Consider the following 22,504-nt stretch of genomic DNA (forward strand, 5'->3'; position numbering starts at 1 on the left):
GCCTTCGTCGTGGCCGTGAACCGCGAGGCCTGCGCCAAGTACAAGAAGGCGCTGGACAAGCTGCTGCCCTCGGAGTGGTCGGCGGCGGTCTACACCGCCAACGCGGCCGACGCCGTGGACCGTCCCCTGGTGGCGGAGCTTCAGCTCTCGCCGGAACGGGAGGAGGACATCCGTCTGCTCTTCAAGAAGCCGGCCGAGAACCCCAAGATCCTCATCGTCACGGACAAGCTGCTCACCGGCTACGACGCTCCGCTCCTATACTGCCTTTACCTCGACAAGCCCATGCGGGACCACGTGCTCCTGCAGTCGATCGCTCGGGCCAATCGCCCATACGTGGACGTGAATGGGGTGCAGAAGCGGGTCGGGCTGGTGGTGGACTTCGTGGGTGTCTTGCGTGAGCTCAAGAAGGCCCTTCAGTTCGATTCCAGCGACGTGAGCGGGGTCATAGAGGACCTGGATACCTTGCTCCGCGACTTTCAGCAGAAGATCGCGGAGGCCGAGCGAGATTACCTCGACGCGGGCGAGCAGGGCGGCGCCGACGAACGGCTCGAGCGCCTCGTCTACGGTCGTTTCCTCCCGCCGGAGGCGAGGAAGGCGTTCTTCGAGGCATACAAGGAGGTGGAGGCGCTGTGGGAGATCCTCTCGCCCTCGCCAGAGCTTCGGGACCACATCCAGACCTACAAGCGCCTGACCCAGCTCTACGCGGCGGTGCGCAACGCCTACGCCGAGAAGGTCGGTTTCGTCGCCGACCTGGCCTACAAGACGAAGCGGCTCATCGAGGGCGAGGCGGAGCAGGAGGGGCTCGGCAGGCTGACGAAAAGCATCACCTTCGACGTGAAGACGCTGGAAGCCCTGCGGGAAGAGAAGGGGACCGACGAAGGGAAAGTCTTCAACCTCGTTCGCGGGCTGCAACAGGAGATCGACGAGAAGCCGGCAACCGCGCCGGTGCTGCAGCCGCTCAAGGACCGCGCCGAACGTGTCCTGAAAGACCTAGAGAATCGCAAGGTCACCGGGCTGGCCGCCATGGACCTGCTCGCCGCCCTGGCCGCAGAGAAGGAGGCGGCGCTCCGATCGGCCGAGGAGACCGGGCTCTCGCCGCGCGCGTTCGCCGTCTACTGGACGCTGCGAGAAGATGATGATCTGAACGCAGCGGGGACCGGTGCGCTCGACCTGGCGCGGGAGGCCGAAGCACTCTACGGCCGGTTCCCCAACGCGGCGGTCAACCCGGACGAGCAACGCCGCTTTCGCGCCGCCCTCTACAAGCCCCTCCTGGGCCTCGGCCAGGAGGAGCGCGCCCGGGTGGTCGATCGAGTGGCGAGGATGCTGCTGGCCGACGATGAGTCGTAGGCCCTCGCTCTACCCGATCCAGGAGCTGAAGCGGCGCGCGGCAGGTTGGGCCGTCAAGCTCCGAGTCAACCCCAAGTTCGTCCGGGTTCAGGAGATGCGGCACAAGTGGGGCTCGTGCTCCTCGGCGGGCACGGTGACCTTCGCGGCGGATCTCGTCCATGAGGACGGGAGGTTCCAGGACTACGTCATCGTGCACGAGCTGCTGCACCTGCGTTTCTCGAGCCACGGCCGGGTGTTCAAGGCGCTCATGACGGCCCACGTGCCGGGATGGCGAGAGATGGAGGACCGCCGCCGGGCCTCCGCGGCGGTCCATCCTCGGTAGTCCGCCCCCCCCTTCCCCTCCTCCTTACAATTTCGAAGCCCTCTCCCACGAAACGGAAGGCCCCCACGCGCCCGGATCTTGCCGGCTGGGCGTTGCCCGTCGCGCGCAACCCGCTCTATCGCGCGCTTGCCGGCCCTTTTCGCCGGCGCCTCGGCACTGCGGCACGCCCGTTGCTTTTTCCGAGGTCCAACCGCAAAGCCCCACGGAGCCAGAGATGATCCTCGAAGCGCGCAAAGACCAGGTCCACCGCAAGGGCGACGAGGCGTTTGCCCTGGCCTGCAACAAGGACAGCCTGGCCGGCGCGGTGAGCCAGCGGGCCTGCGTGTTCTGCGGGTCCCGGGTGGTGCTCTACCCCATCGCCGACGCCCTGCACCTGGTCCACGGCCCGGTGGGGTGCGCGGCCTACACCTGGGACATCCGGGGCGCCCTCTCCTCGGGGCCGGAGCTCCACCGGCTCTCCTTCTCCACCGACCTCCAGGAGGTGGACGTGATCTTCGGCGGCGAAGGGAAGCTCGAGGCGGCGCTCCGGGAGCTCATCGACCGGCACGCGCCCAAGGCGGCCTTCGTCTACTCCACCTGCATCGTGGGCATCATCGGCGACGACCTGGAGGCGGTGTGCAAGCGGGTGGAGGCGGAGAAGGGCATCCCGGTGATCCCGGTCCAGTCCGAGGGGTTCAAGGGCAACAAGCGCGCCGGGTACAACGCCGCCTGCAGCGCCATGATGCGGCTGGTGGGCACCGGCGACACCGCCGGGATCTCGCCGCTCTCGGTCAACATCCTCGGCGACTTCAACCTGGCCGGGGAGATCTGGATCATCCGGGGCTACTTCGAGCGCATGGGCGTGGAGGTGGTGGCCAACGTCACCGGCGACGGCCGGGTGGACGACCTCCGGCGGGCCCACGGCGCGGCCTTGAACGTGGTCCAGTGCTCGGGCTCCACCATGGACCTCGCCCGGATGATGCAGGAGAAATATGGGACTCCCTTTCTCCGGGTCTCCTACTTCGGGGTGGAGGACATGGCCGAGTCCCTCTACGACGTGGCCCGGTTCTTCGCGGACCGGGACCCGGGGATGCTCGACCGCACCCGGGAGCTCGTCCGGGAGGAGCTCGCGGTGCTCTACCCCAAGCTCCAGGAGTACCGGAAGGCGCTCACGGGCAAGCGGGCGGCCATCTACGTGGGCGGCGCGTTCAAGGCCTTTTCCCTGGTCAAGGCCTTCCGGCTGCTCGGGATGGACGTGGTGATGGTGGGCTCCCAGACGGGCACGGCCGAGGACTACCGGGAGCTCTACGAGATCACCGACGAGGGCACCATCATCGTGGACGATGCGAACCCCCTGGAGCTCGCCGAGTTCGTCCGGGAGAAGGACGTGGACATCCTGGTGGGCGGCGTGAAGGAGCGGCCCATCGCCCACAAGCTCGGGGTGGGGTTCTGCGACCACAACCACGAGCGCAAGGAGGCCCTGGAGGGCTTCGTCGGGATGCTCAATTTCGCCGACGAAGCCTACCGCACCGTCATGAGCCCGGTCTGGCGCTTCGTGCCCCGGCGGGCGGAGGCGAGCCATGGCTGAGACGGACCAGTCCCCCGCCGACCGATCACCGATCACCGATCACCGGTCACGGATTTCCTACGTGTCCACCACCAACGCCTGCAAGCTCTGCAAGCCCCTGGGGGCGTGCCTGGTGTTCCGGGGCATCGAGGGCGCCATCCCCTATCTGCACGGGTCCCAGGGGTGCGCCACCTACATGCGCCGCTACATCATCAGCCACTTCCGCGAGCCCATGGACATCGCCTCCTCGTCCCTGGGCGAGAAGCAGGCCGTCTATGGGGGCGGGCCGAGCCTGAAGCAGGGACTGCGCAACGTCATCGCCAAGTACCGCCCGGCGCTCATCGGCGTCGCTACCACCTGCCTCACCGAGACCATCGGCGATGACGTGCCGGGCATCCTGGCGGAGTTCCGGGAGGAGGCGGCCGGGGAGACCCTTCCCGCCCTGGTCCGGGTCTCGACGCCGAGCTACTCCGGCACCCACGCCGAGGGCTTCCACGCGGCGGTGCGGGCCGTGGCGGAGCAACTGGGCGAGGCCGGCGAGCCCACCGGCGCGGTGAACCTCTTCCCCGGGTCGGTGTCCCCGGCAGACCTTCGCCACCTCAAGGAATTGCTTCGGGATTTCGGTTTGGACGGGGTGATCCTCCCGGACCTGAGCGAGACCCTCGACGGGCCGGCGCTCCAGGACTACGAGGAGCTGCCCCGGGGGGGCACCCCGGTGGCGCGGCTTCGGGGGATGGGGCGGTCCCGGGCCACCCTCGAGTTCGGGCGGGCCCTGCCCGGGACCACGGCGGGAGCGGTGCTGGCCCGGCGTTTCGGCGTGCCCCTGCGGTCCCTGGGGCTGCCCGTGGGGCTTCGGGAGAGCGACCGCTTCTTCCGGGCCCTGGAGGAGCTCTCGGGCCGGGCGACCCCCCGGGAGCACGCCCTGGAGCGGGGGCGGCTCGTGGATGCCTACGTGGACGGCCACAAGGTGGTCTCCGGGGTGCAGGCCGTGGTGTACGGGGAGGAAGACCTGGTGGTGGGGCTCGCGGCCTTCCTGGCGGAGATCGGGGTGCGGCCGGTGCTGTGCGCCTCGGGGGGCCGCAGCGGGCGCCTGGCCGGGGCGGTGCAGGCTGTGACCGAAGGCCTCCTCCCCGAGCCCCCGGCGGTGCGCGAGGGGGCAGACTTCTACGAGCTCGCCGAGGAAGCCGAGGCCCTGGGTCCCCAGCTCCTGGTGGGCAACTCCAAGGGCTACCACCTGGCCCGGCGCTGGCAGATCCCCCTGGTGCGGGTCGGCTTCCCCATCCACGACCGCTTCGGCGGCCAGCGCCTTCTCCACCTGGGCTACCGCGGCGCCCAGTCCCTCTACGACCGCATCGTCAATGCCCTCCTGGAGGTCAAGCAGGAGGGATCGGCGGTGGGGTATGGATATCTGTGATGCTGGCGCGTTGCGCGTGGCTCGTGGCGCGTTGGTGGAGTGGTGAGGAAGCTTCTTCCAACATGCAACGTGCAACGAGCAACGTGCGCCTCCCACGGAAAGCAAAAAGACAATGATGCCCACGACCGCCCTCGAGCTCACCAAACACCCCTGCTTCCACGAAGAGGCCCGGGGGGTCTGCGGCCGGGTCCACCTGCCGGTGGCCCCGGCGTGCAACGTCAAGTGCAACTACTGCGACCGGCGCTACGACTGCGCCAACGAGAGCCGGCCGGGGGTGGCGAGCGCGGTGCTCTCGCCGGTGCAGGCCCTGCGCTACCTGGAGCGGGTGGTGGAGCAGGAGCTCCGGCTCTCGGTGGTGGGGATCGCCGGGCCGGGAGACCCCTTCGCCAACCCCGACGAGACCCTGGAGACCCTGCGCGGCGTCCGGGAGCGCTACCCGCAGATGCTCCTGTGCGTCTCCACCAACGGGCTCGCCCTGCCGGCGCACCTGGACGCGGTGGCCGCCCTGGGGGTCTCCCACGTCACCGTCACGGTCAACGCGGTGGACCCGAGGATCGGCCAGAAGATCTACGCCTGGGCCAAGGACGGCAAGGTCATCCACCGCAACCTGAGCGCCGCCGAGCTCCTGCTGGGGCGCCAGCTCGTGGCAGTCCGGGGGCTCGCGGAGCGGGGCATCGCGGTCAAGGTGAACACCGTCGTCATCCCCGGCGTCAACGAGGACCACGTACCCAAGGTCGCCCGCACCGTGGCGGCCCTGGGGGCGGCGGTGCACAACTGCATGGCCATGGTGCCCAACACCGGCACCCCCTTCGCAGACCTGCCGGAGCCCACCCCGGCCCGCATCGCCGCGCTGCGGGAGCTTGCCGGCGCCCACCTGCCCCAGATGCGCCACTGCCAGCGGTGCCGGGCCGATGCCGTGGGGCTTCTCGGGGAAGACCGCTCCGGGGAGCTCGCCGGCCTCCTGGAGGCGTGCGCCGGGGAGCTCCCCCTCTCCACCGAGGGCCGGCCCTACGTGGCGGCGGCCACCCAGGAGGGCGTCCTGGTGAACCGGCACCTGGGGGAGGCGGACCGCTTCCAGGTGTGGGGGCCCGCCCCCGGCGGCGGCTTTCGCCTCGTGGAGGAGCGCGACGCCCCTGCCCCGGGCGGGGGCCCCGAGCGCTGGCGGGAGCTGGCCCGGGTGCTGGCAGACTGCCGGGCAGTTCTCGTGAGCGGCGTGGGCGAAGGGCCCCGGGCTCTCTTGGAGGACGCCGGGGTCCTCCCCGTGGAGATGGGCGGCTTCATCGAGCTCGGTCTCCAGGCGGTCTACGCCGGCAAGGGCGTCGCCGTTCTGAAGCGCCGCGGCTCCGGGGCCGGCTGCTCCCGGGGCACGCAGTGCCGAGGGGACGGGACGGGGTGCGGGTAGGGGGGCAAAGAGCATAGGGCAAAGAGCATGGGGCACGGGGCGTGGGGCACGGGGCGATCCACCACCAACCGAGGGAGGAGACCCTGGGTCCGGGCGGAAGTTGCGGCGGCGGAAATCATGAAAATCATCGAGCGAGCGCCGAAGATGGCAGGATTGCAGTTACGTTGGGACGCATCTTGACGAGCCGCCAACTGTTGCGCGCTACAGCCGTTGGCGATCCGCCGGATGCGCCAACGCATCACCGCGGCATCAACGCGAACACTCCCCAGCCCAGGTATTCACGCGTGTAAGCGGCGTAGCGCTCGGGTTCCGAGGTCAGATTGTCTTTGTGAAAAATCTCCTCATCGCGCCGCCCCCGGGAAGCGAGTGGTCCCTTTGTAGCTTGCGGGGCGCCGAGGGCGCAAGGAAAGAGTCCTTCTCGGTCCGGCCGCGGCGCCGCGACGAAGGATCGACAGGCTTTCGGTTTCCTTGACGCAGCGGCGGACCGGCTTGTAGCCTCGCACCTGAGGGGCGCCCGGCGCCCCGGTGCGCTGGGGACGACCGCGGCCATGCTGACCTGGTTTCGCCGACTCGATCTTCGCTGGCAGCTCCTGGCGGTGGCGCTGCCCCTGGCGGTGGTGCCCATGGCCGCCGTGGGCGCTGTGGTGGGGTACGTGTCCACGGAGCGGGCGTACCGGGAGCTCACCCGAAACAGCGCCGACGACCTGGAGCGCACCGCCCAGTTCACCCTCGACCTCCTCCACGCCCACTACCGCCAGTTCGAGGTCTACAAACAGGACAAGAAGGCCACCCTCGAACGCGACCTGGCGACGCTCGCCACCTTCGCCCACAACCTGGTGGAGGCCCAGGACAAGCAGGCATCCGGGGGCCGGGTGAACCTGGCCACCGCCCAGGCCCAGGCGCGCGCCGCCCTCAAGGCCGTGAACCTGGGGGCGAGCGGGTACATCTACGCCATGACCACCCGGGGGGACCTGAAGGCCCACATCGCGAGCGAGGGGGAAAACATCTACGACGCCCAGGACGAGGACGGGCGCTACTTCATCCGGGAGATGTGCGCGGCGGCGCGGGACGCCCGGCCGGGGGAGGTCCTCTACATCGTCTACCCGTGGCGCAACGCCGTGCTGGGCGACCCCCACCCGCGCTACAAGATGGTGGCCTACCGGTACTTCGCGCCCTGGGACTGGATCGTCGCCGCGGGGAGCTACCTGGACGAGACCTACGAGGACCACGCCTTCGAGCGCGCGGCCTTCGAGGCGCTCAAGGACCGCATCAAGGCGAAGAAGGTGGGGACGACCGGGTACATCTACGCCCTGACGGCGGACGGGACGCTCACGATCCACCCCTTCCACGAAGGGGAGAACATCTGGGACGAACAGGACCACGAGGGGCGCTTCTTCATCCGGGAGATCTGTCGGAACAAGCGGGGATGGATCCGCTACCCCTGGAAGAACCGCGACGAGCTCTGGCCCCGCACCAAGATCGTGCGCTACGACCACTTCGAGCCCTGGGACTGGGTGGTGGGGGTGGGATCCTACGAGGAGGAGTTCTACCTGGAGCCCAACCGGATGCGCGCCGGCATCCTCCAGACGGTGCTGGTCTCGACCCTGGGGGTGGGGCTGGCCTGCCTGGGGCTCGTGTTCTGGACCTCCAGCGTGCTCACCAGCCCGGTGCGGCGCCTGGTGGCCGCCATCCAGCGGGTGCGGCGGGGCCGCCTGGACGAGCGGGTGCCGGTGGAGCTGGGGGGCGAGCTGGGCAAGCTCGCCGAGGCGTTCAATGAGATGGCCGACGGCCTGGACCGCACCCGGCACCTGGAGGAGAGCCTGGCCCAGCAGGGGCGCCTGGCGTCCCTGGGGGTGCTGGCCTCCGGGGTGGCCCACGAGATCAACAACCCCCTGGGGGTCATCCTGGGGTACGCCGGACACCTGGAGAGCAAGCTCGACCCGGGCGCCCCGGGACACCGCTACGCGGCGCAGATCAAGCGCGAGTGCAACCGCTGCCGCAAGATCGTGCAAGATCTCCTGGGGTTCGCCCGGCTGCCCCGGCCCGAGCGGGAGGTGACGGTCCTGAACCCGCTGCTGGAGCAGATCGCCGACGTGGCGGCCAACCACACCGAGCTCCAGGGCATCGCGATCCGCCGGGCGCTGGACCCCGACCTGCCCCCCGTGCGGGTGGACCCGGGGCAGATCCGGCAGGTGGCGCTCAATCTCCTCCTCAACGCCGGGGCAGCCCTGGAGGGGCACGGCACCCTGATCGTGGCCACCCGCCGGGGGCCCGAGGGGTGGGTGGAGATCCGCTTCGAGGACGACGGCCCGGGCATCCCCCCGGAGGATCTCGACAAGGTGTTCGAGCCGTTCTTCACCACCAAGGCACAGGGCACGGGGCTGGGGCTCGCCATCTCGAAGCAACTGGTGGAACAACACCGGGGCAGGATCCGCATCGAGAGCGAGCCCGGCCGGGGCACCTGCGTCACGGTCGCCCTGCCCGCCGCCGGCAACGGGGAGGTCTAGGCGTGGCGACCCGGGGCATTCTGGTGGTGGACGACGACCAGAGCATGTGCCGCATGCTCGAAGAGGTGCTCTCCGACAACGGCTACCGGGTCTCGGCGTTTACGCGCTCTTTCGAGGCCGTCGAGGCCTTCGAGCCCCGCCAGCACGACCTCGTGATCACCGACGTGAAGATGCCCGGGCTCGACGGCCTGGAGATGCTCGACCGCATCCGCCGGAAGGACCGGGCGGTCCCGGTCATCATGATTACCGCCTTCGCCACCGTGGACCTGTCGATCCAGGCGCTGCGCAAGGGTGCCTACGACATGGTCACCAAGCCCTTCGAGCCCGAGGAGCTGCTCTACCGCGTCCGAAACGCCCTGCGCCAGACCGAGCTGGCGTACGAGAACCGGGAGCTCCGGGAAGAGCTCGGAGAGCGGCGCCCCTTCGGGCAGGTGGTGGGCAACTCTCCGGAGCTCCACGCGGTGATGGAGACCGCGCGCAAGGTGGCCGCCCGGCCGCTTCCCGTGCTCATCACCGGCGAGTCGGGCACGGGCAAGGAGCTGGTGGCCCAGGCCATCCACCAGGCCTCGGACCGGCGGGACGCCAAGTTCGTGGCCATCAACTGCGGCGCCCTGCCCCAGTCCCTCCTGGAGAGCGAGCTCTTCGGATTCCGCAAGGGCGCCTTCACGGGGGCCGACCGGGACCGCAAGGGGCTCCTGGAGGTTGCGGACCAGGGCACCCTCTTCCTGGACGAGGTGGGCAACCTGCCCATGGGGGTGCAGAAGACCCTGCTGCGCTTCCTCGAAGAGAAGGAGTTCTACCGCCTGGGAGAAACCCAGCCCTGCCGGGTGGACGTGCGGATCGTCTCCGCCACCAACGCGGACCTGGGGGCGGCGGTGAAGAGGGGCGAGTTCCGGGAGGATCTGCTGTACCGCCTGAACGTCGTGAACCTGCGGATGCCCGCGCTGCGCGACCGGGGGGCCGACATCCCGCTCCTGGCCGCCCACTTCCTGCGGGAGCAGAACCTGCGCTTCGGTACGGAGGTGCGAGGCTTCACCCCGGACGCCATGGACCTTCTGCGCCGGTGTCGCTGGCCCGGCAACGTGCGCCAGCTGCGCAACGTGGTGGAGGCGTCCCTGGCCGTGGAGACCGGGGCCACCCTGAGCGCCCGGGTCGTCGCCCAGTTCCTCGAGCCCCCGCCCGACGGCTCCCCCGCTCCCCCCCTGGCCGGCCTGGACTACGCCTCGGCGCTGGCCCGCTTCGAGCGCGAGTACCTCTCCCAGCTCCTGCGCAGCACCGGGGGCAACGTGGAGGAGGCCGCCGCGCAGGCGGGAATGGACGTGACCACGATCTACCGCAAGATGAAGCGCCGCGAGGTCCCGCGCGAGGGCGTGGGCTAGCGCCGCGCTACCGGCGAGCCGACCCAGGGCAGCCGGGCCCAGGGTCTCCCTTTCTCGCGCGGCCCCTTCCCGGACCCGGGCTTCGCGCCCCCTTTTTCGCCGGCGCGATTCGGGCACCTGCTCACGGCTCCAGAACACAGCGTTTGGAATAGACACCATTGATGAACCCCGCGAAGGGCTGGAGGGCACCAGGGGCCCCGGTCCGGCGGGGCAGCCCCGAGCCGCGGCTTCGTCTCTGGCACGAATGCCAATTCGCGCGCTCCGCCCTGGCAGAAACGCCAGCAAACGCCGTTACTCACGCGTGTTCGCATGCACATGCCTGCAATTTCATGTATGTGCAATCTTTCCTCAGCCGAATCCGGTTCTAGGATTTTGCGCCGTCGCTGATTTTCGGGCCTGCGGTTCTGGCAGCGGTGCCAGCGGCGGCCGCGCTCCTCGCCCTCCGCTTTCCGGGATCCCCTCCTAACCCCCCGAAAGTACACGCGAATAAAATACTGCCTCGAAAAACTGTGTTTTGGTACGGCACTTGCTGTTTGATCGCGCGCGCCCTCCGGGGGGGCGCCATCTGTTTCCTCCACCCAAGGAGTCTTCCGTGGCCGATCCCGTCTATTACACCGGCGGCCTGGTCCTGATCGTGGCCGTCGTGGCGTCGTTTCTCTTTGCCTGGCGGATGGACCGCAAAGAAGCCCGCAAGGCGCGCCCTGCCCGAGCACTCCCCCCCAAGCACTGACCGCGGCGGGCGGCACCGCGACCGCGCCGAGGGCGGGCACCCGCAATTCCGCCTCCCGGGGGCGGCCCGGGACGCGCCGCCGGAAAGGAGGAAAGCACGGTTCAGGCGCGGACCACCCGCTCCTGCACGAGAACCCGCTCCCAAGACCAGCCAACCAGGAGGCGACCCATGTCGGAACACGCAGGAGACCTAAACATCAACTTCTTCAGGCCCGTAGGTGAGTTCATGAAGAAGGACGTCGCGATGAAGAAACTGATCATCGCGATCTGGTTCATCGCAACCTATGGCTTTCTTTGGCTTCTTCAACTCGTGGCCGATCCGACGGATACCGTTACCATCACCCTGAACACGGGACAAGTCATTCAGCAGGTCACGGGGAAAAGCTTTCTCACGGAAACCCAGTTCATCGGTTTTCCGTTTCACTACTGGTTCCACGCGCAGTTCTGCATCGCGATGTTCATCGGCCTTTGTTACTGGTACTGCAAGTTCATCGACAAGCTCGAAGCGAACCGCTCTTGACCGGCCTGTAAACAAAGGAGGACATCCATGTTGCACAAATTCCGGGCCCACGTGAGCCTGACGATACTCCTCTCGCTTTTCTCGACCGCCGCCTTTGCCGCCGTGGACGATCTCAACCCCACGGGCGAGTTCAAGATCTTTCCCGCCATCCTGATGCTGGGTCTACTGGTGCTGTTCGTGGCGATTGGGTTCCTGGCCAAGGCCACCACAACCGACGACTACTGGGCCGCGGGCCGTGGCATCGGACAGATCGGGGGCGGCATGGCCATCGCCTCCAACTGGATGTCGGCCGCCAGCTACCTCGGGATGGCGGGCCTCATCTACCTCCAGGGCTATTTCGGCATCTCGTACGTGGTGGGCTGGACGGGGGGCTACGTGCTCCTTCTGGTCCTCGTGGCGGGCCCGATCCGGCGCTACGGCAAGTACACGGCCCCCGACTTCATCGGCGACCGATATTACTCCACGGCAGCCCGCCTTCTTTCGTCCTTCATCGTCATCATCATCTCCTTCGTCTACGCCGTGGGCCAGTACAAGGGGATCGGGATGATGTTCAACTGGATCTTCGGCATCAACTACGAGGTCTCGGTGGTGGTCGGCACGGCCGTGGTGCTGGCCTACGTGCTCGTGTCGGGCATGCTCGGGGCCACGAAGAACATGCAGGTCCAGTACGTGGTCATCGTCGTCTGCCTCCTGTGCCCGCTCTTCTTCATCGCGAACAAGCTCGGGTACTTCTCGATCGTGCCCCAGATCGGCTACGGGGCCGCCCTCTGGGACATCGGCCACGCCGGCAACGGGATCTCGGCGGCGGCGGCGGACCCCGCATACTACCTGCCCTTCTCCCAGAAGAGCGCCTACCAGTGGTTCGCCCTGTGCATCACCCTGATGCTGGGCACGGCGGGCCTGCCCCACGTGATCGGGCGGTTCTACGTGGTGCCCCGGGTGAGTGACGCCCGCTGGCAGGTGGTGTGGGGGCTGTTCTTCATCGCCCTCGTGTACTGGACTGCGCCGGCCTTCGCGGCCTTCGCCAAGTTCTCGAACCTCCTGGGCACTGCTGGGGTCGCCATCTCTCCCGACGCCATCGTGGTGAACGCGGCCGAGCTGGCGGGTCTTCCCGAGTGGTTCGCGGGGTTCATCGCCGCGGGAGCCGTCTCGGCGGCGTTCTCCACCGTGGGAGGGCTCCTCATGACGGGGGCCGCCGCCTTCTCCCACGACATCTACTACCGGGTGCTCAACCCCAACGCCTCCGAGGTCACCAAGCTGCGCATCGCCCGTATCGGCACGATCGTGCTGGGGGTCTCCATCATCCTGGTGGCCCTCAAGCCCCCCATGCTCATCGGCCAGATCGTGGCGGTGGCCTTTGCCCTGGGCGGCAACACCTTCTTCCCCCTCTTCCTCCTGGGCCTGTGGTGGAGCCGCACGACCAAGGAGGCCGCGATTGCCGGCATGCTGGTGGGGCTCGCGGTGACCTTCGGGACCCTCTTCATCCCGAAGACCTCGATCCTCGCCTACTACCTGCCGGCCACGTCGAGCTGCATCCTCGGGGTGCCCCTGGTGCTCGCCACGATGGTCGTGGTCTCGCTGCTCACCAAGGAGCCGGCGCAGGAAATCAAGGAGCTCCTGTATCACGTCCACAACGACGCGCCGATTCCGGCCAGCCCGGCTCCCGCGCCCGCCGTTCCCGGTAGGGGCCCCGGCGTGGCCCCCGAGCCGGCATAGCAGCGCCACACCGCGCGAAGGGAGGGCGGGCGAACCGGTCGAACCGGGCGCCCACCCTCCTGCCCGCCGCCGGACCCACGCCCTCGTCAGGGAAGCTGGAAGCTCCGATATGCAAGCCTCTGGAGGGCGCCCACGGTCCGCAAGGAAGCCCGTAGCGCTTTCGCCTCGGCGGGCGGCAGCCGCTGCGCATCGAGAAAGCAGACGACGTGCGCCCCCCGGCCGCCCGCCCGGAGCTCGCACGCGACCTTCAGTCGGGTCAGGAGCTCATGGGCCGACAGGAGGTTCGCCGCGAGCTCCTCCCCGATCCGCCCCCGGCTGCGCAGGGCGCAGATCCGGTCCACGGTGTGGGTCTGGGAGATCCCGTGCTTGAGCGCCAGCACGCGCACGGCCAGGACCAGCGGCGCCCAGCCCAGCCGCTTGAGGTCGAGGAGGCTCCGATTGGGGCCGCGGCGCTCCGTGCGCAGCCTCCCGAACCAGCCCAGCCCCAGGGGGAGCGTGACGCTGGCCCTCGCCATCTCGTAGAGGGCGGGCACGTTGTCGCGCAGCCGGGCGAAGAGGTGGGAGGCGACCTCGGCGACGAGGAGCTCCGTCCCGTGGAGGAAGCGCACGTCCGAGAGGATGATGAGGCGCAGGAGCTGCCGGTGCTGGGGCACGCCGGCGTCGTCGAAGGCAACCGTGCGGTCGATCCTTGCCTTCCACTGCGCGACCGTGCCCTGCCAGGCTTCCTCCCCCATCATGATGCCCCCGGTACACGGAGCGATTCCGGCCCGGGCGAGGAACTGGCCCACGATCGCCCCGAACCGCAGAAAGTAGGGCCGGTGGGCCGAATCCCGGAATACGAGGAGGTTGTCCTGGTCGGTGGCCAGGGTCTGCTCGCGCCTCCCCTCGCTGCCGACGCACGCCGCAGCGTAGGGGCAGGGAGGGGGCCCGAGCTCGGCCTCGGCCAGGGCAAGAGCACGGCGGAAGATGTGGTCCCGATACCCGGTGCACAGGGCCTGGAGCTCCGGTACGGAGGGATCGGCCTCGAACCGGCGGGCGGCGAGGGCATCCAGGGCTCGGTGCAGGCCGGCAAGGGCCTCGGGGGAGGAGGCCTCGCCGATGGCAGCCAGCACCGCCGCGATCTTGGCCGCGGGGCCCCCGGGGGCACGTGCCCCGCGCTGGCGCACCGAACCCGCATCCATTCCCCGTCCCCGCTCCCGCTAGAACAACCGAAACTTCTTGGTCTGCTTTCGGGCGCGCTCCCCGGCCTCCCGGTAGGGAGCCGGGTCGACCCCGAGCAGCCCGAGGGACCGCTCCGCGTTGCCGTTCTTGGGGTGGAACCGCAGCGCGTCCCCGAAGGTCTCCACCGCCCGGTCCCGCTCGCCCGCGTACTTGTAGGCCACCCCGAGGTTGGCGAGCGACTCGGAGACGGCCCGGGCGTAGCGTTCGTACTCCTGCGGGTTGTGGCCGTACCACCGGTGGTAGAACGCCACGGCCGCCTCCAGGCTGGCGGTGGCCGCCGCGAGCTCGGCCGGGTCGACCTTCTCCGGGTCGATGCCGCCCCGGGTGGTGTCCGCCGGGCGCCCGTAGAGGGCCCAGGCGAGGCGGATCACGCCGATGTCGTTGCAGACGAAGCCGTAGTTGACGTAGAGGTCTTCCCCCTTGTCCGCGCCCACGGCCTCGTGCTCCATCTCGGCCCGGGCCGCTTCGTAATAGGTGAGGGCCTCTTCGTACTTCTTCTGCTTGAGCAGATTCTGGGCGCTCACCGCGGTGAGGTGGGCGTTGCGGTACTTCTCGGGCACGTCCTGCTTCTCGGCACCGTAGCGGCAGTTGCGCGCCAGGGCCGCCAGGGCCACGAGCACAAGGGCACCGAAGAGGTAGCGCTTCTTCATGGGTACGCTCCGTCCCGCTCACTGCGGACCGCCGGCCACCCCGGCCGGCGCGCTGGCGGAGCATAGCACAGGCGGGCCCGGACCGGCGATGGGCGGCCGGCCCCCGGGAGCGCGCAGGAAGCGGCGCGCCGACGAAGGCAATCGGCCCTTCCGCAGGAAGGGCGGGAGGTTCGAATGACCCCGGCCAAGCGGGTCCTGGTGGTGGACAACGAGGAGGGGTTCTGCCGGCTGGCCGAGGCCGTGCTGGGCGACGAGGGGTGCGCCGTGACCTCCTACACCCGGTCTTTCGAGGCCCTCGAGGCGTTCGCGCCGGGACGTTACGACCTGGTGGTCACCGACATCCGAATGCCCGGCGTGGACGGCCTCGGCCTCCTGGAGCGGGTGCGACAGGCAGACCCCTCGGTTCCTGTGATCGTGATCACCGCCTTTGCCACGGTAGAGCTCTCCATCCAGGCGCTTCGCGGCGGCGCCCACGACATGCTCACCAAGCCCTTCGAGGCCGAGGAGTTCGTCTACCGGGTGCGCAATGCCCTGCGCCACGCCGAGCTCGCAGCGGAAAACCGGGCACTGCGGGCCGAGCTCGCCGGCCGATCTTCCTTTGCCGCCGTCGTCGGCGAGTCCGCCGCCCTCCTGGCCGTGCTCGACACCGCCCGCCGGGTGGCGCTCCGGGACTTCCCGGTGCTGCTCACCGGGGAGCCGGGAACCGGCAAGGAGCTGGTGGCCCGGGCCATCCACGACCACTCCCCGCGGCGCGACGGCGCCTTCGTCCCGGTCAACGCGAGCGCCCTGCCCGCCGAGGTGCTCCAGCGGGAGCTCTTCGGCTGTGCCGGCGGCGCGTTCCCCGGGGGGGCGCGCCCCCAACGGGGCCTCCTGGAGCTGGCCGACCGGGGCACGCTCTTCCTCGACGACGTGGACGGTCTGCCCGCGGCGTGCCAGGATGCCCTGCTCCGGTTCCTGGGAGAAGGGCAGCTCTACCGCGCGGGGGAGTCGGTGCCCCGGAGCGCCGACGTGCGCATTCTCTCGGCGGCCCGCGGGCCCTTGGGAGAGGTCGTGGCGGCCGGGGCCTTCCGGAAGGACCTCTGCTACGGGCTGTGCGTGGCGACGCTGCACCTGCCTCCCCTGCGGGACCGCCCGGAGGACGTGCCCCTGCTCTGCGCCCGGTTCCTGCGGGAGCACAACCAGGCATTCGGCACTCGCGTGACCGGGCTGACCCGGGAGGCCCTGGGCCTGGCCGGCCGCCACCCGTGGCCCGGCAACGTGCGCCAGCTCGGCAACGCCCTGGCCGCGGCCGTCGCCGTAGTGGGCGAGGGCCGCATCGACGCCCCGACCCTGTCCCAGTTCAGCTCCCTCGACGGTCACCGGCCCGCGCCGCTGCACGACCTGGACCTCTCCGTCGCCCTGGCCCGCTTCGAAGCCCAGCACCTGGGCCGGGTGCTGCGCTGGGCCGGCGGCGACGTGGACGCGGCATCCCGCGCCCTGGGCCTCGACCCGGCCGAGTCCCGTCTCCGGTTCGCCCAGCACGGGCTCGGGATCGCCGGAGGAACGTAGAAGGCCTCGGGGACCTCCCGTATTTCATCGCTATCGCTATCGCTATCGGTATCGGTATCGGGGTCGGGGTCGAAACTAGAGGCGAACCCGATTTCGATACCGATAGCGATACCGAGCGGGCAACCAAGATCCCCCGTCGATCCGCCTGGACCGCGCCCGTCCCCGCCGCTAGCATGGCCCCATGGCCCACGCCCTCTACGTGCACGTCCCCTTCTGCCCTGGCCGGTGCGCCTACTGCGGGTTCTATTCCGGTGAGCCCCTGGAGCGCCTCGCCGACTTCCCCGCCCTGGTGGCCGCCGAGGCCGGGCTGCGGGGCTTCCCCAGCCCCGGCCCCCTGACCTCGGTCTACCTGGGGGGCGGTACCCCGTCGCTCCTGGGACCGAACGGCGTGGCCCAGGTGCTCGAGGCGGCGCGAGGCGCCTGGGGCGTCACGCAGGCCGCGGAGGTCACGGTGGAGACCAACCCTGCGGCGGGCGCCGAGCTCCGTGCCCTGCGCGGCGTGGGCGTCACCCGCCTTTCCGTGGGGGTGCAGGCCCTGGACGATCACGTGCTGGCCGCCCTGGGCCGCCCCCACGGCGCCGCCCAGGCCCGGCGGACCCTAGAGGAAGCAGCGCGCGCCGGATTCGCCGGGGTGAGCGCGGACCTTCTCTACGGGCTCCCCGGGCTTCCGCCCCAAGCTCTCGGCGCCTGGGCCCGGGAGTTGGCCGGCCGGGGGGTCTGCCACGTCTCCGCGTACAGCCTGGAGCTCCACCCGGGAACCCCCCTGGGCGAGGCCGTGGCCGCAGGCCGGGCGCGGCCCTGCGGGGTGGACGAGGAAGAAGCCCAGTGGGAGGCCCTGCTCGAGGCGCTGACCGCCCAGGGCTTTGAAGCCTACGAGGTCTCGAACTTCGCTCGCCCCGGGGCACGCAGCCGCCACAACCAGGCCTACTGGGACGGCTCTCCCTACGTGGGGCTCGGTCCGGGGGCCCACGGGTACGACCCCGACGCGGGGCCCTGGGGAACCCGCTGGTGGAACGCCCCGGGGCTCGCCGCGTATGGGGAGCGCCTGACGGCCGGAGAGCTCCCCCCGGGCGGCCGGGAAGAGCTCGGCCGCGAGGAAGCCCTGCTGGAGGTCCTCTTCCTGGCTTTCCGGCGCACCGCCCCCCTGGAGCCGCGGGATCTGGCCGCCCGCTTCGGGCTCTCTGCGACGCGCTGGACCCGAGCCCTGGCAGACCTGGAGACCCAGGGTCTCCTGGCTCGGGGGGAAGGCGCGTCCTGGACCCCGACGGCCTGCGCCCTTCGCCGGGCCGACGGCCTGGCCCTGTGGGCCCGGGAGCTCCTGCTCGCCCCGGAGGACGCGTGCTCAACATCGCCCACGCCTGCGTGACCGAGGCCGTCAACGGCCCCGGGAGGCGGTTCACCGTCTGGGTGCAGGGGTGCAGCCTGGCCTGCCCCGGGTGCTTCAACCCCGAACTCCGGGCCCGAGAGGCCCGGCGGCTCCTCTCCGCTGCCGAGCTCGCGCAGGAAGCGCTGGAGGCCCTGCCGTGGGAGGGGGTAACGCTCTCGGGCGGAGAACCCTTCGATCAGGCGGCGGACCTCGCCGCGTTTCTCGAGGGCCTGGGCAGCGCCCGGGATCCCTTCCCGGTCATCGCTTTTTCGGGCCACGCCCTGGAAGAGCTCTGGGACGGGCCCGCCCCCCGCCGAGAGCTCCTGGCGCGGATCGACCTTCTCGTGGAGGGGCCCTACCTGGCCGAGAGGTCCGCAGCGCTGCCCCTTCGCGGTTCGGCCAACCAGCGCCTCGTGGCGCTGACTCCCCGGGGGCTCGCCCAACGGGCCCGCGTCGCCGCCGAAGCCCGCCGGAGCGGGGTCTCGGTGGTCGTGGGTGCGGACGGCACCGTCGTCCTCAGCGGTTTTCCTCCAGAGGCGCTGGTGGAGCGCCTGGGGAGGCGGCTGGAGCCGTGAATCGGGTCACCCGGAGTCGAAAGGACCCAGGGGACCAACAGGACTTCAAGGGCCGACGGGATGGCGCCAGGCCGTCACCCGTCACGGTCCCCATCCCACCGGGCCCCCGAAGGCCTCCGCCGCCTCGGCGAGGAGCTCGGCCTCCCGGCCCCGATACTTGGGCGAGAAGTGGAAGATCCGCAGCTCTCCCGCGCCGGCCCTGCGGGCGAGCTCTCCGGCCTGGGCGGCGGTGAGGTGGTAGCGCTCCCGGGCCCGGGCGCCGTCGCGGGAGAGGAAGGCCGCCTCGCAGTAGAGGACGTGGGCTCCTCGGCACAGGGCCGCTGCCCGCCCGGCGCCCTCGGCGTTCCAGAGGCAGTCGGCCACGTAGGCGAGCTTCTGCCCCTCGGTGCGCAGGACCGCCCCGGCGGCCTCCAGGGTACCGAGGGACCCGTGGCCCCCTCCCGGCAGGGGGATGGGAGTCTGGGGAGGCTCGCCGGCCTGCACCGCCTCCTTGAGGCGGCGCACCCAGGGGCCCGGAGCCAGGCCCAGGGCCTCCAGGGCGGGGCGCGAGACGTTGACGTGGACCGGCTCTTCCAGGGCAAAGGCGAGACTCGGCACCTGGTGGTCGAGCTCCGCAGCCCAGACCGCGAAGGCGGGCTCCCCGTGAACCCTCCGTACGCCCGGGGCGGTGGGGGCTTCGGGCAGGGGCACCTCGGCGCCTTCACGGCGCGGAAACCCCTCCTGGCAGGGGAAGGTCCACAGGCGGGCCTGCGCTGCGGCCGCGCTCCACTCCAGCGCCTCCAGGACAAAGGGGGCCTCGTAGGACCCCACCAGGTTCCAGGTGTAGCCCCGGAGCTTGCCTTCCACCCGGTCGGCGATGCCCGGAGGGCCCACCACCCGGAAGGTCCGCGCCCGCCCCAGGCTGTAGCGCACCACCGTGTCGAGGCCGCAGAAGTGGTCCATGTGGGCGTGGGTGACGAACGCGTGGGTCGCCCGGAGCACCGGGCGGGCGGGCAGGCCGTGGAGATCCCCCAGGTCCAGGAAGAGGCTGCGTCCCTGGCCCAGGAGCCGGACCAGGAGGGCCGGATCCCCGAAGGGACCGTTCAGGAGGCGGGGGTGGAAGGTAGGTCGCACGGCGCGGGCCGGAAACGGCGGGTGCCCACCCGCACGGAGAGGGCTCCGGTGGGGCAGCGCTCCCGGGCGCATCCGAAGCACCGAAGACACGCGGCGCTCCGGCCGTGGCGCCGGGGGTCGACCTCCAGCTCGCACCCCTCTGCGCAGGCCCGGCAGTCGCGGCACAGGGCGGGATCCCACTCCACCCCGACCAGGCTCCAGCGGTTGAACAGGCCGTAGATCGCCCCCAGGGGGCAAAGGGTGCGGCAGTAGGGGCGGTAGCTCGCCACGGCCCAGGTGAGCACGGCGGCGAGCAGCACGAGCTTCCAGGCGAAGAGCGGCCCCACCTGCTCCCGCAGGGCGGGCATGATCCAGAAGAGCCCCGCGGCCTCCAGGGTGCCGGCCGGGCACACGAGCCGGCAAAACCACGCTTCCCCGTAGCCCAGGGAACTGGTGAGCGCCAGGGGCAGGAAGAGCACGAGGATGCCCAGCGCGGCGTAGCGCAGCGCCCCCATCCAGCGGGGGACCGGGATCTTCGCCGAGGGAACCCGGTGGAGCCCGTCCTGGAGCAGACCGAAGGGGCAGAGCCACCCGCAGGGGAAGCGCCCGGACAGCAGGCCCACGGCGATCAGGAAACCGGCGACGTAGAAGCCCAGCCGGTAGGTGCCCCAGCGCACGGCCGGGCGCACCGCTCCTACGAAGTGCTGGAGCGCCCCCAGGGGACACGAGAGCACCGCGGCGGGGCAGGAGTAGCAGTTGAGCCCCGGGGTGCACAGGTACTTGAGGCGGCCCTGGTAGAGGGTTCCGGTCCAGGGAAACGCGAGATACGCGTTCTGGAGGAGGGCCGAGGCGGCCTGGACCCAGCGGCGCAGCACGGCTCCTAGCCCACCCCCAGGCACGAGAGGCACACGCTCACCGCGTTGAAGAACACCTGGAAGGGCTCCCCCAGCAGGATTCCCGCCCCCAGGAGGGCGAGCGCGCCGGCGAAAGCGGCCGCCCACGCTTTCGGGATGCCCACCCAGAGTTCCTCCCGGCGCTGTCCTCGCCTCACGGCGTCTCGACCCTCCGGGGCGCCACCGCCACGTCGAAGGGCACCGTGTACACCGTCTCGCCCCGTTGGAACTGGGCGTACATCCGGTAGCGCCCGGGGTCGGGGAAGGTGTGCTCGAAGTAGATCTTCGGACCCCCGTAGTTGGGAACGGGTTGCAGGCCCGCAAAGGGGGCGAACTCCGGCCCGCCTCCGTGGTTGTGGGCCGAGGCGCTCGCCCGCTCCCGGAAGATGGCCAGGTGCGCGAGCGCCCCCAGGTACGGGCGCAGGTCCTCCACCGGCCGGCCGTTGGCGGAGAGCTCCAGGGTGCCCACGGCCATGCGGCCCGCCTCGACCTGCCAGGGGGTCGTGATGAGCCGCACCTCCAGGCCGTCCGCCGACCGCTGCGGGCGCAGGCGCCAAGCGGTGGGACTTTGGGGCGGCCCCTCCACCCGGAGCTCCAGGTCCTTGTGCACCCCCATCATGGCGTCCACCGCGTCCAGGGCCAGGAGGTAGCGGCCGCCCATGCCGAAGGTGACCCGGAACGAGAACCGGCCCTCGTGGAGGGCGTGCTCGTCCAGGAGGCCGGCGTCCTCGGCGTGGAGGTGGTGGAACTCCTCGAGGTTCTCGCTCACGAGCAGGAAGTGGGCCAGGCGCTCGTGGTGCACCTGGAGGGTCGGCACGGGCCGGCCCGCCGCCGTCAGGATGTACACGTGGGCCAGGGTCTCGCGCCCCGCCACGGGCGGCGAGGGCTCGGTCTCCACGCGAAAGCGGTAGGAACGGTCCACCTGGGCGGGGGTCAGATAGGGAAGGTGGAGGTGCATGGCAGGGTCCATACCTTCCATCCCGGCCATGCCCGGCATGCCTTGCATCCCGCCCGTGCCCGCCATGCCGGGCATGGCGGAGTGGTCCATCTTCGACATGTCCATGCCGGGGCGGTGCTCCATCTCCTTGGGCGCGCCCGCGCAGCCCCACACCGCCGCCAGGGCGGCCGCGGCCAGCGCGCCGATGATCGTTCTCTTCATGGGGAGGCTCCTTTCGCAGTTCGGTTCCCGGTCAAGGTAGCGCCCCCCGGTCGCCTCCGCAAACCGGCGAGGGCTACCCGGGCCGCCGGGCTTCGGCCACGGCCCGGGCGAAGGGGGGGATCTCCTCGAGGATCGAGATCCTCGGGGCGTCCAGTCCCGCCCCTTCGAGCTCGGCCGCCCACCGGGACGCCTCGGGCGCCCCCCCGAGGCACCAGGCCCAGGCTTCCGGAAGCGCCCGCAGCTCGGGGGGCACGGGGCCCAGGGCCACCAGGTCCGCAGCCAGGAGCCGGCCCCCCGGGGCCAGGACCCGGCAGACCTCGCGCCACAACGCTTCGCGCTCCCCAATCAGGTTGGCAACCCCGTTGAGGAGCACCCAGTCGGCGATCCCATCCCGAATGGGAAGGCTCGGCAGCTCGGCCCGCACCGTGCGCAGCCCACGGGGCGCGGAGTCCCCCAGGCCGGCCAGGCGGGACAGCATGGAGGCGCAGGCGTCGAGGGCGGCCACCCGGTACCCGGCTCGGGCCAGGAGCCACGCGTCCAGACCGGCCCCGCAGCCCAGGTCGAGCACGAGCTCCCCGGGGCGCCCCTCGGCCATGAGGCTGGGAGCCAGGGCAGAAGCACCTACGAAGGCGTCGAGCAGCGCGGGCGGGGCGGCGCTTACGGCGGCTTCGGGATACCCGAGCTCCCGGGCCAGGGCGGCCCCCGTGGGGAACCCCATCCCGGCGGGGGGCCGGGAACCCGCGGCGCCCACGGCGTCGTAAGCCTGCGCGATCGCGGCTCTTCGGCGGCGCTGTTCCATGGCGGCTCCGGAAAAAGGTTTGGCGCTCGCGCCCGCCCGCTCTAGAATGCCCATCCTACCATTTGCGAAGGCCGACGTGGCGAGCGATGCCCATGGAACACGCGGACCCCGAGCAAAACCCCCTGTACTCCCGGGCCGAGGACGTCCACCCCCTGCACTGGGAAAACCTGGGGCGGCGCCCCGCCGCCGACGCGGCGCGAGCCGGCGGAGCGACGTGGGACGGAGAGATCTTCACCCTGCCCTTCCTCGGCAAGGAAATCCGGGTCGCTCCCCGGGCGCGCACCGTGTCTTGGGCCTCCGACCTCGGACGGCCCATCGG

Annotated in this window: 21 protein-coding genes and 1 pseudogene; 14 read left to right on the forward strand and 8 right to left on the reverse strand. The window is 70.7% G+C overall.

The window, feature by feature from the left end; translation table 11 throughout:
* The 5 genes from AB1578_11570 to nifB all read left to right on the forward strand — a co-directional run.
* Positions 1–1,347 (forward strand): deoxyribonuclease HsdR (locus AB1578_11570; GenBank protein MEW6488536.1); only part of this gene is annotated, 1,347 nt, incomplete at its 5' end.
* Positions 1,337–1,669: a M48 family metallopeptidase gene (locus tag AB1578_11575; GenBank protein MEW6488537.1), complete on the forward strand. Its 333-nt coding sequence runs from the start codon at positions 1,337–1,339 to the stop codon at positions 1,667–1,669. The genes AB1578_11570 and AB1578_11575, both read left to right, overlap by 11 nt.
* 214 nt (positions 1,670–1,883) lie before the next feature.
* Positions 1,884–3,236, forward strand: a complete 1,353-nt coding sequence (nifE, locus tag AB1578_11580; protein MEW6488538.1) for a nitrogenase iron-molybdenum cofactor biosynthesis protein NifE — start codon at positions 1,884–1,886, stop codon at positions 3,234–3,236.
* A complete protein-coding gene (locus tag AB1578_11585) occupies positions 3,229–4,629 on the forward strand; it encodes a nitrogenase component 1 (GenBank protein MEW6488539.1) in 1,401 nt (466 codons plus the stop codon). The genes nifE and AB1578_11585 overlap by 8 nt, the downstream gene beginning before the upstream one ends.
* Before the next feature lie 115 nt (positions 4,630–4,744).
* A complete protein-coding gene (nifB, locus tag AB1578_11590) occupies positions 4,745–6,031 on the forward strand; it encodes a nitrogenase cofactor biosynthesis protein NifB (GenBank protein MEW6488540.1) in 1,287 nt (428 codons plus the stop codon).
* 238 nt (positions 6,032–6,269) lie between these two features.
* Here nifB and AB1578_11595 read toward each other — a convergent pair.
* Positions 6,270–6,377: pseudogene (locus tag AB1578_11595) on the reverse strand (SAM-dependent methyltransferase).
* A gap of 202 nt (positions 6,378–6,579) precedes the next feature.
* Between AB1578_11595 and AB1578_11600 the strand changes: the two are divergent.
* The 5 genes from AB1578_11600 to AB1578_11620 all read left to right on the forward strand — a co-directional run bounded on the left by AB1578_11600 (position 6,580) and on the right by AB1578_11620 (position 12,882).
* Entirely contained in the window at positions 6,580–8,538 is a 1,959-nt protein-coding gene (locus AB1578_11600) for a cache domain-containing protein (GenBank protein MEW6488541.1), read from the forward strand.
* Positions 8,539–8,540: 2 nt separating this feature from the next.
* The gene (locus AB1578_11605; protein MEW6488542.1) at positions 8,541–9,917 is read left to right on the forward strand and encodes a sigma-54 dependent transcriptional regulator; all 1,377 of its coding nucleotides are present in this window, start codon (positions 8,541–8,543) and stop codon (positions 9,915–9,917) included.
* Positions 9,918–10,509: 592 nt separating this feature from the next.
* On the forward strand, positions 10,510–10,647 hold the full coding sequence (locus AB1578_11610) for a hypothetical protein (GenBank protein ID MEW6488543.1): 138 nt from the start codon (positions 10,510–10,512) through the stop codon (positions 10,645–10,647).
* Between the two features lie 168 nt (positions 10,648–10,815).
* Complete coding sequence (locus AB1578_11615) at positions 10,816–11,166, forward strand: sodium/substrate symporter small subunit (protein MEW6488544.1); 351 nt, start codon at positions 10,816–10,818, stop codon at positions 11,164–11,166.
* Positions 11,167–11,193: 27 nt separating this feature from the next.
* Positions 11,194–12,882: a VC_2705 family sodium/solute symporter gene (locus AB1578_11620; GenBank protein MEW6488545.1), complete on the forward strand. Its 1,689-nt coding sequence runs from the start codon at positions 11,194–11,196 to the stop codon at positions 12,880–12,882.
* An 86-nt stretch (positions 12,883–12,968) separates the two neighbouring features.
* Here the strand turns inward: AB1578_11620 and AB1578_11625 are convergent, their stop codons facing one another.
* Together AB1578_11625 and AB1578_11630 are read right to left on the reverse strand one after the other, a co-directional pair.
* Positions 12,969–14,063 (reverse strand): DUF294 nucleotidyltransferase-like domain-containing protein, encoded by a 1,095-nt coding sequence (locus tag AB1578_11625; protein ID MEW6488546.1) that lies wholly within the window; start codon positions 14,061–14,063, stop codon positions 12,969–12,971.
* Positions 14,064–14,081: 18 nt separating this feature from the next.
* Positions 14,082–14,753 (reverse strand): hypothetical protein, encoded by a 672-nt coding sequence (locus tag AB1578_11630; protein MEW6488547.1) that lies wholly within the window; start codon positions 14,751–14,753, stop codon positions 14,082–14,084.
* A gap of 174 nt (positions 14,754–14,927) precedes the next feature.
* Between AB1578_11630 and AB1578_11635 the strand changes: the two genes are divergently transcribed.
* The 3 genes from AB1578_11635 (at position 14,928) to AB1578_11645 (ending at position 18,242) form a co-directional block, all read left to right on the forward strand.
* Entirely contained in the window at positions 14,928–16,301 is a 1,374-nt protein-coding gene (locus AB1578_11635; protein MEW6488548.1) for a sigma-54 dependent transcriptional regulator, read from the forward strand.
* A gap of 181 nt (positions 16,302–16,482) precedes the next feature.
* Positions 16,483–17,667: a coproporphyrinogen-III oxidase family protein gene (locus AB1578_11640; GenBank protein ID MEW6488549.1), complete on the forward strand. Its 1,185-nt coding sequence runs from the start codon at positions 16,483–16,485 to the stop codon at positions 17,665–17,667.
* Positions 17,640–18,242 carry a 4Fe-4S single cluster domain-containing protein gene (locus AB1578_11645; GenBank protein ID MEW6488550.1) on the forward strand — a complete coding sequence of 201 codons (603 nt, stop codon included), beginning with the start codon at positions 17,640–17,642 and terminating at the stop codon, positions 18,240–18,242. The genes AB1578_11640 and AB1578_11645 overlap by 28 nt, the downstream gene beginning before the upstream one ends.
* A gap of 81 nt (positions 18,243–18,323) precedes the next feature.
* Here the strand turns inward: AB1578_11645 and AB1578_11650 are convergent, their stop codons facing one another.
* The 5 genes from AB1578_11650 to AB1578_11670 all read right to left on the reverse strand — a co-directional run bounded on the left by AB1578_11650 (position 18,324) and on the right by AB1578_11670 (position 22,185).
* Entirely contained in the window at positions 18,324–19,355 is a 1,032-nt protein-coding gene (locus AB1578_11650) for a ribonuclease Z (protein ID MEW6488551.1), read from the reverse strand.
* Positions 19,325–20,209 carry a 4Fe-4S binding protein gene (locus AB1578_11655; protein ID MEW6488552.1) on the reverse strand — a complete coding sequence of 295 codons (885 nt, stop codon included), beginning with the start codon at positions 20,207–20,209 and terminating at the stop codon, positions 19,325–19,327. Before AB1578_11655 ends, AB1578_11650 begins: the two co-directional genes overlap by 31 nt.
* Before the next feature lie 5 nt (positions 20,210–20,214).
* Positions 20,215–20,385: a thioredoxin gene (locus AB1578_11660; protein MEW6488553.1), complete on the reverse strand. Its 171-nt coding sequence runs from the start codon at positions 20,383–20,385 to the stop codon at positions 20,215–20,217.
* Positions 20,382–21,386, reverse strand: coding sequence for a hypothetical protein (locus AB1578_11665; protein ID MEW6488554.1), 1,005 nt, complete (start codon positions 21,384–21,386; stop codon positions 20,382–20,384). Before AB1578_11665 ends, AB1578_11660 begins: the two co-directional genes overlap by 4 nt.
* Positions 21,387–21,459: 73 nt before the next feature.
* Positions 21,460–22,185, reverse strand: a complete 726-nt coding sequence (locus tag AB1578_11670; protein MEW6488555.1) for a methyltransferase domain-containing protein — start codon at positions 22,183–22,185, stop codon at positions 21,460–21,462.
* Between the two features lie 92 nt (positions 22,186–22,277).
* On the opposite strand from AB1578_11670, the gene AB1578_11675 reads away from it, so the two are divergent.
* Positions 22,278–22,504: hypothetical protein (locus AB1578_11675; GenBank protein MEW6488556.1), on the forward strand; the 227-nt coding region annotated here is incomplete at its 3' end.

This window comes from Thermodesulfobacteriota bacterium (genome assembly GCA_040756475.1).
Taxonomy (GTDB): Bacteria; Desulfobacterota; Deferrisomatia; order Deferrisomatales; family JACRMM01; genus JBFLZB01.